The 14920-nt window shown below is 54.2% G+C and carries 14 protein-coding genes; 11 read left to right on the forward strand and 3 right to left on the reverse strand.

The window, feature by feature from the left end; genetic code table 11:
* Positions 1-6: 6 nt before the first annotated feature.
* From Q4501_RS17620 to arsC, 3 genes are read right to left on the reverse strand one after another with little or no spacing between them, the layout of a single operon-like run.
* The gene (locus Q4501_RS17620) at positions 7-366 is read right to left on the reverse strand and encodes a DUF2069 domain-containing protein (RefSeq protein WP_303597574.1); all 360 of its coding nucleotides are present in this window, start codon (positions 364-366) and stop codon (positions 7-9) included.
* Positions 367-418: 52 nt separating this feature from the next.
* Positions 419-1024 carry an NAD(P)H:quinone oxidoreductase gene (gene wrbA, locus Q4501_RS17625; RefSeq protein ID WP_303597575.1) on the reverse strand — a complete coding sequence of 202 codons (606 nt, stop codon included), beginning with the start codon at positions 1022-1024 and terminating at the stop codon, positions 419-421.
* Positions 1025-1055: 31 nt separating this feature from the next.
* Complete coding sequence (arsC, locus tag Q4501_RS17630; RefSeq protein ID WP_303597576.1) at positions 1056-1409, reverse strand: arsenate reductase (glutaredoxin); 354 nt, start codon at positions 1407-1409, stop codon at positions 1056-1058.
* 126 nt (positions 1410-1535) lie between these two features.
* Here arsC and Q4501_RS17635 point away from each other — a divergent pair, with 126 nt between their 5' ends.
* The 11 genes from Q4501_RS17635 (at position 1536) to truD (ending at position 14901) form a co-directional block, all read left to right on the forward strand.
* A complete protein-coding gene (locus tag Q4501_RS17635) occupies positions 1536-1949 on the forward strand; it encodes a TlpA disulfide reductase family protein (protein ID WP_303597629.1) in 414 nt (137 codons plus the stop codon).
* 48 nt (positions 1950-1997) lie between these two features.
* The gene (dnaE, locus tag Q4501_RS17640; RefSeq protein ID WP_303597577.1) at positions 1998-5480 is read left to right on the forward strand and encodes a DNA polymerase III subunit alpha; all 3483 of its coding nucleotides are present in this window, start codon (positions 1998-2000) and stop codon (positions 5478-5480) included.
* A 157-nt stretch (positions 5481-5637) separates the two neighbouring features.
* A complete protein-coding gene (gene accA / locus Q4501_RS17645; RefSeq protein WP_303597578.1) occupies positions 5638-6591 on the forward strand; it encodes an acetyl-CoA carboxylase carboxyl transferase subunit alpha in 954 nt (317 codons plus the stop codon).
* Positions 6575-7915 (forward strand): tRNA lysidine(34) synthetase TilS, encoded by a 1341-nt coding sequence (gene tilS / locus Q4501_RS17650; RefSeq protein WP_303597579.1) that lies wholly within the window; start codon positions 6575-6577, stop codon positions 7913-7915. The genes accA and tilS overlap by 17 nt, the downstream gene beginning before the upstream one ends.
* An 87-nt stretch (positions 7916-8002) precedes the next feature.
* Positions 8003-9631 (forward strand): CTP synthase, encoded by a 1629-nt coding sequence (locus tag Q4501_RS17655; RefSeq protein WP_303597580.1) that lies wholly within the window; start codon positions 8003-8005, stop codon positions 9629-9631.
* Positions 9632-9633: 2 nt separating this feature from the next.
* Entirely contained in the window at positions 9634-10479 is an 846-nt protein-coding gene (kdsA, locus tag Q4501_RS17660; protein WP_303597581.1) for a 3-deoxy-8-phosphooctulonate synthase, read from the forward strand.
* Positions 10480-10674: 195 nt separating this feature from the next.
* On the forward strand, positions 10675-11970 hold the full coding sequence (gene eno / locus Q4501_RS17665; RefSeq protein WP_303597582.1) for a phosphopyruvate hydratase: 1296 nt from the start codon (positions 10675-10677) through the stop codon (positions 11968-11970).
* A 206-nt stretch (positions 11971-12176) separates the two neighbouring features.
* Positions 12177-12449 carry a septum formation initiator family protein gene (locus Q4501_RS17670; RefSeq protein WP_303597583.1) on the forward strand — a complete coding sequence of 91 codons (273 nt, stop codon included), beginning with the start codon at positions 12177-12179 and terminating at the stop codon, positions 12447-12449.
* A 150-nt stretch (positions 12450-12599) separates the two neighbouring features.
* The gene (gene ispD / locus Q4501_RS17675) at positions 12600-13301 is read left to right on the forward strand and encodes a 2-C-methyl-D-erythritol 4-phosphate cytidylyltransferase (RefSeq protein ID WP_303597584.1); all 702 of its coding nucleotides are present in this window, start codon (positions 12600-12602) and stop codon (positions 13299-13301) included.
* A gap of 26 nt (positions 13302-13327) precedes the next feature.
* A complete protein-coding gene (ispF, locus tag Q4501_RS17680) occupies positions 13328-13807 on the forward strand; it encodes a 2-C-methyl-D-erythritol 2,4-cyclodiphosphate synthase (RefSeq protein WP_303597585.1) in 480 nt (159 codons plus the stop codon).
* Positions 13804-14901, forward strand: coding sequence for a tRNA pseudouridine(13) synthase TruD (gene truD, locus Q4501_RS17685; RefSeq protein ID WP_303597586.1), 1098 nt, complete (start codon positions 13804-13806; stop codon positions 14899-14901). The genes ispF and truD overlap by 4 nt, the downstream gene beginning before the upstream one ends.
* Positions 14902-14920: the final 19 nt, after the last annotated feature.

Raw genomic sequence — 14920 nt, forward strand, 5'->3', positions numbered from 1 at the left:
AGTATTTCAGCCTGTCACTCGCCGATTCACCTTAAGATGCACCATTGCCACGATAAACAGCAGTAAGGTGAGCAACATAAGAATGACGGGGCCTGCTGCACCCTGGCTTAGCCAGGCTGAAACTACCGCTTGAGTGAAATAAAAGATAACCACGAATGCCAGCCAGATATAACCACGATTGTTGCCTTTGAAAACCGGTATTGCCAATGCCAACAATGGGATTAATTTGACTGAAAGTATCAACGCTATCGAAACGCCTTCGACCGGTGCAGGATAGAAGGTTGTAACCAGCAGGACAGCCAAAACGGACAGATAAAGAAACTGGGTTGCCCGTGCGGTGTATCGGGCTTTGGGATTGTACAGCATTGTGAGATTCCAAAAGGTATAAAGAGCTTTACGTGGCGTGGCTGTATTCGTCTCAGTCTGCCAGTTTGAGTGCCAGGTTTGCCAGGCGTTCGCCAAAGAGCTGGCAGAGGGCTTTTTCATGTTTGCTCAGGGGCAGCTGTTCGGCAGTCCCGGCCCAGTGCGATGGACCATAAGGTGTACCCCCGGTTGTCGTTTCGCTAAGATTTTTATCTGTGTAAGGCAGGCCGCACAGTAGCATGCCGTGGTGAAGCAGCGGCATCATCATGGTTAACAGCGTAGTTTCCTGGCCGCCGTGCAGGCTTCCGGTCGAAGTAAAGGCGCCTGCCGGTTTACCGACCAGTGCTCCGCTTACCCAAAGATCGCCGGTGGTGTCCAGGAAATGCTTTAAAGGCGCTGCCATATTGCCGAATCTTGTCGGGCTGCCGATGGCCAGGCCCGCGCAGTTTGCCAGGTCTGACTTGCTGGCAAAGGGCGCACCGGCATCCGGAACGGGAGGCAGTGAGGCTTCTGTATCTGGTGAGACCACTGGAACGGAACGTAGCCTGGCTTCGATTCCGTTCACTTTTGCGACACCCCGACCTATCTGGGTGGCCAGCTCTGCAGTCTGCCCGTTGCGGCTGTAATAGAGAATCAGAACATAGGGCAGTTGCTCGGGCATTTTAGTGTCCTTTAAGTCGACAGTGGTAAAATCAAAGAATCGAGAGAACGTTTTCCGGGGGGCGGCCCACGGCGGCTTTGCCATTGGCGAGAACAATTGGCCGCTCAATCAGTTTCGGAGTTGCTACCATAGCAGCAATGAGCTGCTCGCGGCTCAGATCCGGGTTGTTCAAGCCAAGTTCCTTGTATTCCTTTTCACCGGTGCGCATCAGTTCACGGGGCTGATAGCCGAGTGCATCAAGAATATCTGAAAGTTCCTGCTCTGTTGGCGGCGTTTCCAGGTAGCGTATAATTTCCGGCTCGATGCCCTGGTTGGTCAGTAACTCAAGAGCCTGACGGGATTTCGAACAGCGGGGGTTGTGGAAAATCCGGGTGGGTTCTGTCATCTTCGTGCCTGTTTGTTGAAATGGATGCTGCAACTATAGAGTGTGGCCCGCAGTCTAACAGGAGGTTTACCCGTGCAGAACCCTGTCGTCTCCCGGCTGATCCGGAGGGTAGCTATTGCAGGTGCGTTGGCTTTGGTGGCTTTGCTGGCAGGCTGTCAGAAAGTCGAACTGGAGCGAGCAGAAGGTCAGAAGCTAGCGTGGGACACTCTGCGCGGCCAGTGGGTGCTGGTTAACTATTGGGCCGAATGGTGCAAGCCCTGCCTGGAAGAAATTCCGGAGCTCAACGAGCTGGATAAGGCACCGGATATTACCGTTCTGGGTGTCAATTTTGATGCTGTGAAGGGTGATGCCCTGGTGGATCTCGGCAAGCGCATGGGTATTGAGTTCACCATGCTGGCAGAGGATCCGGGCCCGGAATTCGACTGGAAGCTTCCGGTTGCCTTACCGGCTACCTTTATCGTGAACCCCGACGGAAACCTTCTGGAGGCCCGCTTTGGCCCGCAGACAGAAGAAGAGATACGGGCATTGATTGGCGGCTGAACACGGCCGGCTTTTTAACGAATTTACATGCAGGAACTACCTGAGTTTATGTCGCAGACATTTGTACATCTTCGCGTGCATTCTGAACACTCCATGGTGGACGGCCTTGTGCGCGTTAAACCGCTGGTCAAGCGCGTTGTAGAGCTTGGCATGCCGGCCGTAGGCCTGACAGAGCAGTCCAACATGTGCTCGCTGGTCCGGTTTTACAAGGCGACAACCGGCGCGGGTGTAAAACCTGTTATTGGCGCGGATCTATGGCTGGAGAACCCGGACGAACCGGAAGTTCCCTTCCGCTTGACGCTACTGGCCCGTGATGACAAGGGTTATCTCAACCTCACAGAAATCATCTCTCTTGGGTATACCGAAGGGCAGCGTTACGGCAAGCCCATCATTCAGCGCAAATGGCTGGAAAGCAGAACTGATGGTCTGATTGCCATGTCCGGCGCGAAAATGGGCGATGTGGGTAAGGCTTTGCTGTCTGATAAGCCAGAGCTGGCAAAAGCCAGAGCCGAATACTGGATGAACCTGTATCCAGGCTCTTATTATCTGGAACTGCAGAGAACTGGCCGGCCTGGTGATGAAGACTGCCTGCATATGAGCGTTGAGCTGGCCGAGAAAATCGGGCTTCCGGTTGTTGCTACCAATGACGTGCACTTTCTCGAAGCCGACGACTTTGAGGCTCATGAGGCCCGGGTCTGCATCGGTGAAAGCAGGGCTCTGGACGACCCGCGCCGGGACCGCCGCTTCAGCGACCAACAATACCTCCGCAGTGCGGAGGAAATGATTGAGTTATTCAGTGATATTCCTGAAGCCATCCAGAACACGGTTGAGATAGCGCGGCGTTGCTCTGTGACCGTGCGTATGGGCGAGTACTTCCTGCCCAATTATCCGGTGCCTGAAGGCATGACCATGGACGAATACTTCCGAAAGGTGTCTGAGGATGGCCTGGAAGATCGTCTGGCAAAAACCCTTCCCAAGGACGATCCCGATTACGACAGCAAGCGTGAAGCCTACTATAAGCGTCTGAATTTCGAGCTGGATATCATTATCCAGATGGGGTTCCCAGGTTACTTCCTGATCGTAATGGACTTCATCAAGTGGGCCAAGAACAACGGTGTTCCTGTGGGGCCGGGTCGTGGTTCAGGTGCCGGCTCGCTTGTGGCTTATGCCCAGCTGATTACCGATCTGGATCCGTTGGAATACGATTTGCTGTTCGAGCGTTTTCTTAACCCTGAACGGGTGTCCATGCCCGACTTTGATGTCGATTTCTGCATGGAAGGTCGGGATCGTGTCATTGCCTACGTGGCTGAAAAATACGGCCGTGAAGCGGTTTCCCAGATTATTACCTTTGGAACCATGGCTGCCAAGGCGGTGGTTCGTGATGTTGCCCGGGTGCAGGGCAAGTCATACGGTCTGGCAGACAAACTCTCCAAGATGATTCCCTTTGAAGTGGGAATGACATTGGGTAAGGCAATTGAACAGGAGCCCACGCTGAAGGAATTCCTTGAGCAGGACGAAGAAGCCCAGGAAATCTGGGAAATGGCTCTCAAGCTTGAAGGCGTGTGCCGAAATGCTGGTAAGCACGCCGGTGGCGTTGTCATTGCACCCACAAAGATTACCGACTTCTCGCCGCTGTATTGTGATGATGAAGGCGGTAGCCTGGTTACCCAGTTTGACAAAAATGATGTGGAAGAAGCCGGGCTGGTGAAGTTCGACTTTCTCGGCCTCCGAACGCTGACCATCATTGATTGGGCGCTCAAAATGATTAATCCACGGCGAGCGGGCCGTGGTCTGGCACCCTTGGATATCAACGAGATTCCGCTGGATGATCCGGCGTCGTTTGTGATGCTGAAAAAGGCCGAGACAACTGCGGTGTTCCAGCTGGAATCACGCGGCATGAAGGATCTTATCCGCCGCCTTCAGCCAGATTCCCTGGAAGACATGATTGCCCTGGTGGCTTTGTTCCGCCCCGGCCCCCTGCAGTCGGGCATGGTTGATGACTTTATCGACCGGAAGCATGGCAAGCAGCCGATGTCGTTCCCGCATCCGGATTATCAGTACGAAGGCTTGAAGCCGGTTCTGGAGCCCACCTATGGGGTCATCCTTTATCAGGAGCAGGTCATGCAGATTGCTCAGGTGATGGGTGGCTACTCCCTGGGTAATGCGGACATGCTCCGGCGAGCTATGGGTAAGAAAAAACCCGAAGAAATGGCCAAGCAGAAGCAGTTCTTTCTTGATGGATGCGAAAGCAACGGTATCAACAAAACCCTAGCGGAAAATATCTTTGATCTGGTGGAGAAGTTCGCGGGTTACGGCTTTAACAAATCCCACTCAGCAGCCTATGCACTGGTCTCCTACCAAACATTGTGGCTGAAGGCGCACTATACCGCTGAGTTCATGGCTGCGGTATTGACCGCAGATATGCAGAACACAGACAAAGTGGTCACGCTGGTCGAGGAGTGCCGCAACCTGAAGCTCGATCTGGTGCTGCCAGATGTAAGCCGTTCGGAATACACGTTTACAGTGAACGATGAAGGCCAGATTGTTTACGGGCTCGGTGCGATAAAGGGGTTGGGTGAAGGTCCGATCCAGGCCATTGTGGAGGGGCGGGCCGACGGCGAGCCTTACCAGGACCTGTTCGACTTCTGTCGCAAAGTTGATCTCAAGAAAATCAACAAGCGAGCCATGGAGGCCCTTATCCGTTCCGGCGCCATGGACAAGCTGGGTGCCAGCCGTGCTCAACTGATGGCGAGCATACCGAAAGCGGTTCAGCAGGCGGATCAGCAGTCACGCAATGAGTCCGTTGGCATGATGGACATGTTCGGCGAAATGCTGGAAGCCACTGACGGTGGAGACCCATACGCAGACGTTGTCGGCTTGCGGGAATGGCCGCAGAAGCAACGCCTGAAAGGTGAGAAGGATACGCTTGGTCTGTACCTGACAGGGCACCCGTTTGACGAATATGAGCGGGAAGTCAGGCGTTTCGTGCGCTCATCCATTTCCGATCTCAAGCCGAACAAATCACCTCAAAGGGTTGCAGGGCTCGTGGTTGCGCAGCGAACTATGAAAACTCGAACCGGTTCCACCATGTGCTTTATCACCCTGGATGACCGGAGTGCGCGGATTGAAGCTACGCTGTTTTCGGAAGCATTCTTTGAAAACCGGGAGCTGCTGCAATCGGATCAGGTGATTGTGGTTGAGGGGCAGGTGAGCCACGATGACTATTCCGGCCAGATGAAAATGCGCGTGAGCTCGGTCATGGACGTGCCAAGTGCCCGGAGGCAGTTCAGCAAAGGCCTGAAACTGAATTTGCATGCCGATCAGCTGCAGAATGGCCTGCTTGATAAAATCGACAGTACGCTCAGACCATTTCGCTGTGACGGTAGCCCGGTCTGGATTGAATACAGCAGCCCGGACGCCAGCACCCGGATTGAACTGGGGGAAAGCTGGCGGGTGCAGCCGGACGACAACCTGCTGCTGGAGCTTAAATATCTGATGGGCGACCAGTGCGTGGAACTGGTCTATGATTGAGTGAACAAGGTGGGATGCTGCCCGAATATTAAATATTTGTCAGATTGCGGACTCATACCAATGTCCGCTTTAGACGTGATCCGGGCGCTGCTATCTTTGTACCAAATTCTGTGTTGGCGGAGCTTTGCTTTGCCTGGCAAAAAAATGATGGAACATCATGAACCCTAATTATCTCGATTTCGAACAGCCGATTGCCGACCTTGAAGCCAAGATTGAAGAGCTTCGCATGGTAGGGAACGACACCGACATCAACATTTCTGATGAAATTACCCGACTGAAGAAGAAAAGCGTTAGCCTGACTGAGAACATATTCTCGGACTTGCATCCGTGGGATGTTGCCCGCCTTGCGAGGCATCCGCGCCGGCCTTATACCCTGGACTATGTCGAAATGATCTTTGATGATTTCGATGAGCTCCATGGCGACAGGCGTTATGCAGATGATCAGGCCATTGTCGGCGGCACAGCGCGGCTGAACGATATGCCTGTAATGGTGATTGGCCATCAGAAGGGCCGTGAAGTGCGGGATAAGGTCAAGCGCAATTTTGGTATGCCCCGTCCTGAAGGCTACCGCAAAGCTTTGCGCCTGATGGAAATGGCCGAGCGCTTCAGAATGCCTATTCTCACGTTTATTGACACCCCGGGAGCCTATCCTGGTATAGGTGCCGAAGAGCGTGGCCAGAGTGAGGCCATTGCGTTCAATCTCGCAGTCATGTCACGGCTGAAAACGCCAATCATTTCTACAGTGATTGGTGAGGGTGGTTCTGGTGGTGCTTTGGCCATCGGCGTATGCGATCAGTTAAATATGCTGCAATATTCGACCTATGCCGTTATATCCCCGGAAGGTTGTGCTTCCATTCTCTGGAAAAGTGCGGAGTATGCCTCCCAGGCCGCTGAGGCCATGGGCGTCACTGCAGATCGCCTGAAGGATCTCGGGCTGGCAGATAATGTCATTACTGAGCCCTTGGGTGGTGCGCACCGCAACCCAGAGAAAATGGCTGAAGCCCTGCGCGAAACGCTCACCAAGGGTATGGCTGAGCTTAGCCGCTTACCTTTGGATGAGTTGGTATCCCGGCGGTATGAGCGGTTGACCCGCTATGACAACGGGCGCTAAGCCCCTGACTGGGTTTGCCTTTTCTGAAACTTTGAGTACGCCGGTAAAAGCCGTTTCTGGCTACCGGCGGCTTTGGGTTGCCCTCAGTGGCGGCCTGGATTCCACCCTTCTTCTGCATCTTGCCTCGCTTTACCATTCCAAAGTGAGGGCGGTGCACATAAATCATCAGCTTCAGGTTAATGCCGGCACGACAGAAGGCTTCTGTCGCGATCTGTGCTCCCGGCTGGCGGTGCCGTTGACGGTTATTCCTGTGTCGGTCAACCTCAGTGGCGGCCCGGGCGAAGGCCTTGAAGAGGCTGCTCGCAAGGCTCGTTATGAGGCCTTCGAAGCACTCCTTGAACCAGGTGATATTCTGCTAATGGCCCATCATGCTGATGATCAGGCCGAAACCATTCTTTTTCGAATGTTTCGTGGTAGCGGCGTGGCCGGTCTTGCCGGAATGCCCAGAAGGCGAGTGTTGGGGGACGGGCAACTTGTCCGGCCGCTGCTGAACGTTGAGCGGTCAGAACTTGAAGGCCAGGCGCGTCAGGCCGGCATTTCGTGGGTCGAAGACCCAAGTAATACAGATCAAAAGTTTGATCGCAATTTCTTGCGCCTCAGCATTCTCCCTTTGCTCAAAAAACGCTGGCAGGGCTTTAATCAGCGGCTTCGGCATACTGCGGGGGCGTGTTCGGACAGCGATTTCCTGAATCAGCGCCTGGCCGAGTTGCATTGGCAAATGCTGGGGGCGCATCGATACCGGTTGCCCGTCCCGGAGCTCAGCAAGCTAGCTCTCGCGGAGCAGAAAAATCTTCTGCGCTGGTGGATCCGGCGGGCCGGGTATCATCCCCCGTCGATCAGTGACTGGTCTCAGGTCCTGCATGATCTTTTACAGGCAGCAGAAGACAGGGCGCCTGAGCTACGGGCAGAGGGGTATAGCCTGCAGCGCTTTAATCGCGAGCTCTACCTGGTTTCTGATAAACCAGAATTGCCGACACAGGCTGTTTGGCTGGAACCGGGCCAGCAAGTGGCCTGGGGTGAGTGGAAAATTCACCTTGAGTCGGTGGCTACAGCGAAAACTGATGTGCCGCCTATACGAATATGTACGAGGCAGGGTGGAGAGCGCATCCGTTTTCACCCGGATGGCCCGTCAAAATCTTTGAAAAAATGGCTTCAGGAGAAGGCTGTTCCACCATGGCAAAGAGCCCGCCTGCCGCTGATTTTTGTGGGTATGGCGGGCCCTGGTGAGCTTGTTGGCATTGGCGATTTATGGTGTTCTGAACAATACTGCGGAAACGCCCCTGCGGCAGGCTGGCGGCTGATTGTGGAGCGGGATTGTGATTGAGTCGCTGAGGGCTTTCTGGTAGTCTGGCGTCCCATCTTGAGATGACAATCTCCCTCCTTCACAGAACCTGATAATCATGGAATCTGCATGACGCGTTATATTTTCGTCACCGGCGGTGTTGTGTCCTCACTGGGGAAAGGAATCGCATCTGCCTCACTGGCAGCGATCCTCGAGGCACGTGGCCTGAAGGTTACTATCCTCAAGCTGGACCCATACATAAACGTGGACCCGGGTACCATGAGTCCGTTCCAGCATGGTGAGGTTTACGTCACCGAAGACGGTGCTGAAACCGATCTTGACCTTGGTCACTACGAGCGTTTTATTCGTACACCGATGAGTCGCCGTAATAATTTCACGGCAGGCCGGGTCTACGAAGAGGTTATACGCAAAGAGCGTCGCGGTGATTATCTCGGTGGAACCGTCCAGGTTATTCCCCATATCACCGATGAGATCAAACGGCGTGTCGTGGAAGGCGCAGCTGGCGCAGATGTGGCTCTGGTTGAAGTGGGCGGCACCGTTGGTGACATTGAGTCCCTGCCGTTCCTTGAAGCCTGTCGCCAGCTGAAGGTAGAAGTGGGCGCCTCCCGTGCGCTGTTCATGCACTTAACCCTGGTGCCTTACATTGCTACTGCCGGTGAAATCAAAACCAAACCGACCCAGCACTCCGTAAAGGAAATGCGCTCTATCGGTTTGCAGCCGGATATTCTGCTGTGCCGCTCGGAGCATGAAGTGGATGCCAGCTCCCGCCGGAAGATCGCACTCTTCACAAACGTGGAAGAGCGTGCTGTTATTCCAATGCGTGATGCAAAGTCCATTTACGCTATTCCCCGCATGTTGCACGAGCATGGTCTGGATCAGCTGGTTATCGAACGCTTCAACCTTGACGCCCGCGAGGCGGATCTTGGTGAATGGGATAATGTCGTCGAATCATTGATGAACCCGGAGCAGGAAGTAACGATTGCCATGGTCGGCAAGTACATGGAGCTGCTTGAGGCCTACAAATCGCTGATTGAATCTCTGCTTCATGCTGGTATCAAGACCCGTACCAAGGTAAAGATCAATTACATTGATTCTGAAGACATTGAACGTGATGGTACCGACGTGCTCAAGAGTGCCGATGCGATCCTGGTTCCTGGCGGCTTTGGCGAGCGCGGAGTGGAAGGCAAGATACGCACTGTGCAATACGCTCGTGAGAACAAGGTTCCTTATCTGGGTATCTGTCTGGGGATGCAGGTAGCGGTTATTGAATATGCCCGCAACAAGGCCGGCCTGACTGATGCGCACAGCACCGAGTTTCGTAAGCACACACCGGAGCCTGTCGTTGGCTTGATTACCGAGTGGCTGGATGCGACCGGTGAGCGTGAAGAACGTACCGATGATTCCGATCTTGGCGGCACCATGCGCCTTGGTGCTCAGGATTGCGTGCTCACTGAAGGTTCGAACATTGCCAGCTGCTATGGCAGAAAAACCATTCGCGAGCGCCATCGTCATCGTTACGAGGTGAACAATCATTTCTTGCCGCAACTAGAAGCCGCGGGCTTGCTGGTTTCCGGGCGCTCCACCGATGGCAAATTGGTGGAAGTAGTGGAAGTGGTCGATCATCCCTGGTTTGTTGCCTGTCAGTTCCATCCGGAATTTACCTCAACGCCGCGTGATGGCCACCCGCTGTTCAAGGGCTTTGTGGAAGCTGCGCTGGCTAACCGTAAGGAATCCTGATTATGGCCCAGAGCATCGTTACTGTTGCTGACATTGATATAGCCAACGATAAGCCGTTTGTGCTGTTTGGCGGCATGAATGTTCTGGAATCCCGGGATCTGGCGTTCGAGGTTGCTGAAAGCTACGTTGAGGTTTGCCGTAAGCTTGGCATTCCTTATGTGTTCAAAGCATCTTTTGATAAGGCGAACCGTTCTTCGGTTAACTCTTTCCGTGGGCCGGGCCTTGAGGAAGGCTTGCAGATACTTGCTGATATCAAGAGCAAGTTCGGTGTTCCGATTATTTCTGATGTCCATGAAGCTGCACAGGCGGCACCTGCCGCTGAAGTGTGTGACATCATTCAGCTACCCGCATTTTTGAGCCGCCAGACTGATCTGGTGGTTGCCATGGCGAAAACCGGTGCAGCCATCAATATCAAGAAAGCCCAGTTCCTGGCGCCACAGGAGATGAAACACATCATCACCAAGTGTGCAGAAGCCGGAAATGACCGGGTTATATTGTGCGAGCGGGGCAGCAGCTTCGGGTACAATAACCTTGTGGTCGATATGCTTGGTTTTGGCATCATGAAATCCATGGATGTGCCGGTTATGTTTGATGTGACCCACTCATTGCAGATGCCGGGTGGTCGAGCAGATTCTGCCGGTGGCCGTCGTGCTCAGGTAACAGATCTGGCGCTTGCCGGCATGTCGCAGGGGCTGGCCGGGCTGTTTCTGGAGGCTCACCCGAACCCGGATGAGGCCAAGTGCGATGGGCCTTGTGCGTTGCGCCTGAGCCAGCTCGAGCCATTCTTGCAGCGAGTTAAGGCTGTTGATGACCTTGTGAAGAGTTTTAAACCTATCGATACCGCCTGATTGGCGGTTTTCGTGTTTTAGCCTTGGTGGCACGAGCAAGCTGGTAGGGCCTTACGAAACACGCTGTGAATACGTCCATGTACGCTTGGCTACGCCATCCATGGCTTCGCACAGTTTCGTAAGGCCCTACCAGCTCGCTCTTGATCAGACTTCTTATATTGACCTTTGAAATTGAGAACCTGGAGACTCCCTAGCATGACCAAGATTGCCGACATTAAAGCCCGTGAGGTCCTGGATTCCCGTGGTAATCCCACGGTAGAAGCAGACGTGATCCTTGAAGATGGAACGCTTGGTCGTGCCTGTGCACCGTCCGGAGCCTCTACCGGCTCTCGCGAAGCACTGGAACTGCGCGATGGTGATGCATCCCGTTATCTGGGTAAGGGCGTACTGAAGGCAGTCGAAGCCATTAACGGCAAGATCAAGGATGCACTGCAAGGGAAAGATGCGGCTGACCAGCGTGGTCTGGATAACATCATGCTGGAGTTGGATGGTACTGAAAACAAGGCCAACCTGGGTGCTAACGCTATTCTGGCAGTATCTCTGGCAGCGGCTAAAGCTGCGGCCGAGTCTTTGGGTAAGCCGCTGTACGAGCACATCGCTGACATCAACGGTACCTCCGGTAAGTTCAGTATGCCCGTGCCGATGATGAATATTCTGAACGGCGGCGAGCACGCGGATAACAACGTTGATATCCAGGAGTTCATGGTGCAGCCGGTTGCCGCCAAGAGCTTTTCGGAAGCTCTGCGCATTGGTGCCGAGATTTTCCACAGTCTGAAAAAAGTGCTGCAGGCTCAGGGCCTGAACACTGCGGTAGGCGACGAGGGTGGCTTTGCGCCTAACCTCCCGTCTAACGAGGCGGCTCTGGCGGTTATCAAGGAAGCAGTTGAAAAAGCCGGGTACAAGCTTGGTACAGACATCACTCTGGCCTTGGACTGCGCTGCATCTGAATTTTATAAGGATGGCCAGTACGTATTGGCCGGAGAAGGTAAGAGCTATGATTCTGCCGGTTTTGCAGATTACCTGGCGGGATTGTCTGAGCGTTTTCCGATTGTGTCCATCGAGGATGGCATGGATGAGAGCGATTGGGACGGTTGGAAAGTACTGACCGACAAGATCGGTGAAAAGGTACAACTGGTGGGCGACGATCTGTTTGTTACCAACACCAGAATCCTCAAGCGTGGTATCGATACGGGTGTGGGCAACTCCATTCTGATCAAGTTCAATCAGATCGGAAGCCTGAGTGAAACCCTTGACGCTATCAAGATGGCTCAGGATGCAGGATTTACTGCGGTTATTTCTCACCGTTCAGGTGAAACGGAAGATACAACCATTGCGGATCTTGCCGTTGCTACCTGTGCTGGCCAGATCAAGACCGGTTCTCTTTGCCGCTCTGACCGCGTCGCCAAGTATAACCAGCTGCTGCGTATTGAAGAGGCGCTCGAGGGTAAAGCACCTTACCGTGGTCTGGTTGAGATTAAAGGCCAGGGCTGACATCAGTAGCTTTTACCTTTGTCCCTGAAACTCCGGGGTTCAGGGAATGGAATATTAAGGCCGTCGTGTATTGAATGAAAGTTCAGCCACGATGGCCTTTTTGTCCAATCAGTTAGAAGAATTTGTTGCTAATCTACTCTAAGGTCTATACTTAGCGTCCGGTGTTTGGTTTTTGATCGTTTAACTCGTGAACGGAATCGGTATTAATGAAGTTGCTCTGGGCTTTCATGGTTGTTCTCATTCTCCTGCTGCAGGTACGTCTGTGGGTTGGAGAGGGCAGCTTTGCGCAGGTCTGGACGCTGGAAAAATCGATTGCCGAGCAGCGGGAGGAAAACGCCGAACTGGCCACTCGTAATGAGCGCTTGTATGCGGAGGTGCGTAACCTTCGCAATGAGCAGGGTGCGGTGGAAGAGCGGGCCCGGATGAATCTTGGGTTGATTCGCAACGATGAGACGTTTTTTCTTGTTGTTGAGCAGTGACTTCTGGGGTTGGAGCTCTGAGCGCCGGGTAGACCTTTCCCGGGAAACGCTACGAGCACATCCATGTGCGCTTGACGGCGGCCATCCTTGGCCACCGACATTCCCGGAAAAGGTCTACCCGGCGCTCTCCCGGCCTTGTGCGGAAACCTTATGACTTCTCCACGATTCTGGTTGATTGTTCCCGCCGCCGGCATCGGTCAACGCATGCAGGCTGAACGTCCCAAGCAGTACCTCCGTATTAATAACCGCTTTATTCTGGATCTCACTCTTTCCCGGTTGCTGGATTCCGGCCTCTTTGTTGGTTGTATGGTTCCGCTTAATTCTGCGGATCATTGGTGGCCGGATACAGAGGCCAGCACTGATGACCGTATTCAGACCTGCACGGGTGGTGCCGAACGGGCAGATTCTGTGCTCTCGGCATTACATGCACTGGAGGAGCAGGTTGCAGCCGGTGACTGGGTGTTGGTTCATGATGCGGCTCGTCCTTGTGTTTATCCGGCTGATCTCGAGAACCTTGTCTCAACTTTAGTGGATCACCCTGTGGGTGGTCTTTTGGCGGCGCCAGTTGCAGATACACTTAAAAAGGCGGAAACAGGTCCTATGCCTGAAGTCCTCGGAACGGTGGATCGCAGCCAGCTTTGGCGTGCGCTTACGCCTCAGATGTTTCGTTATCAGATGTTGGTTGAGGCACTGGAGAAGGCTTTGGGCGAGAAGCAGGCTGTTACAGACGAGTCCTCTGCCATGGAGTTTTCCGGTAACATGCCCGTTTTGGTCGAGGGGCGATCGGACAATATCAAGATTACCGTACCTGCGGATCTGGACCTCGCTGGTTTTATTCTCAGCCGGTTCTGAGTTTTCTCGTTATCCCGGAGTAAGTTATGCGAATTGGTCAGGGCTTTGATGTTCATGCCTTCGGCGAAGGCGATGCCGTTATTCTTGGCGGCGTCTCTATACCATACAGTCAGGGGCTGAAAGCCCACTCTGATGGCGATGTGCTTTTGCATGCACTGGCAGATGCCCTTCTGGGTGCGGTTGCCCTGGGAGATATCGGCCATTTTTTCCCGGATACCAGCGCGGAATGGGCTGGTGCGGATAGCCGTGATCTGCTGTGCCGGGTTGTGGCCCGGGTGGCGGAGGAGGGCTTCGGTATCGTGAATGTTGATACTACGATCATCGCTCAGGCACCAAAAATGGCACCCTATATCGAGCGCATGCGTTTGAATATCGCTGAGGACCTGAGTATCCCGGCCAGCTGTGTAAGCGTAAAGGCGACTACCAGCGAGAAACTCGGGTTTACCGGCCGTGGGGAGGGTATTGCATGCCAGGCAATATGCTTGCTTGAGCAGGTGGCACCTTGAGCGAGGCGGATGCAGGTGCGGAAGGCTGGCGCCTGGACTGGCCTGTTTCAGCAGGCGTCCGTGTGGGTAGTGCTCATCTGAAAACCGTGCCGGATGATTTCCGGGTCAGTGAGGTGCTGGAGGCGTTTCCCGAACATACGGAGCAATCCGGTATTTCGAGCGTTGCCGGTGAGGGCGAGCATTTGTGTTTGCGTTTAGAGAAAACCGGTGACAACACAGAGTTTGTCGCGGGAGAACTCGCTACTCTGGCTGGGTGTCGACCTTTCGATGTGGGGTTTTGCGGGCTAAAGGATCGCCACGCGGTTACCAGCCAATGGTTCAGCCTCTACAGGCCCGGTATGATGGAGGACGATTCCGCATTAATCGAGCAGGTCTCGGCACGCTGGCCGGTAAAGTCAGCCTGTCGCAGTGTGCGAAAACTTCGCCGCGGAGACCACCAAGGGAACCATTTTACCATCAGACTCCGGCAGATCAGTGCTGATCGTGAAGCTGTCGAATGTGCCCTGGAGCGATTGAAAATACAGGGTGCACCCAATTACTTCGGCCCTCAGCGTTTCGGTTTCGGAGGCGCTAATCTGGATCGTGCTGTTCACATTGATCCTGCGGCGCTGAACCGCCGTGGCGGGCAAGGTAAGGGTCGGCGACGAGGCCGGGGTAGCAGCAGGTCTGGCGGTGGAAGAGATGACCGGAAAAACGTATTGTATTTTTCGGCTGCACGTTCCTGGTTATTTAATGAGGTTCTCGCGTCACGGGTGGCTGACGCTAGTTGGCGGACTCCGCTCCCAGGCGAGCCAACGGAGACTGCAACGGGGCCCATGTGGGGTGATGGTGGGACAGTTGCCAGCGGCGAGGCCGGGCAACGTGAACGTGACATAGTGGCACAGGCGCCAAAACTGGCCTCATTGTTTATGATGACTCGGATGAAGCCTGAGCGTCGTCCTCTGGTCGCTGAGGCAGAGGGCCTCAGCTGGTCCTGGCTGGATGACGGCGGTCTGGAACTGGATTTTTTCCTGCAACCCGGGCAATACGCCACTACGATTTTGAGTGATATTTTTGAGTTGGAAGACATCAGCCTTGACCACCATAAAAATTAGAAGGGTCAGGGGAGTTTTT

The organism is Marinobacter sp. 2_MG-2023 (genome assembly GCF_030546935.1).
Taxonomy (GTDB): domain Bacteria; phylum Pseudomonadota; class Gammaproteobacteria; order Pseudomonadales; family Oleiphilaceae; genus Marinobacter.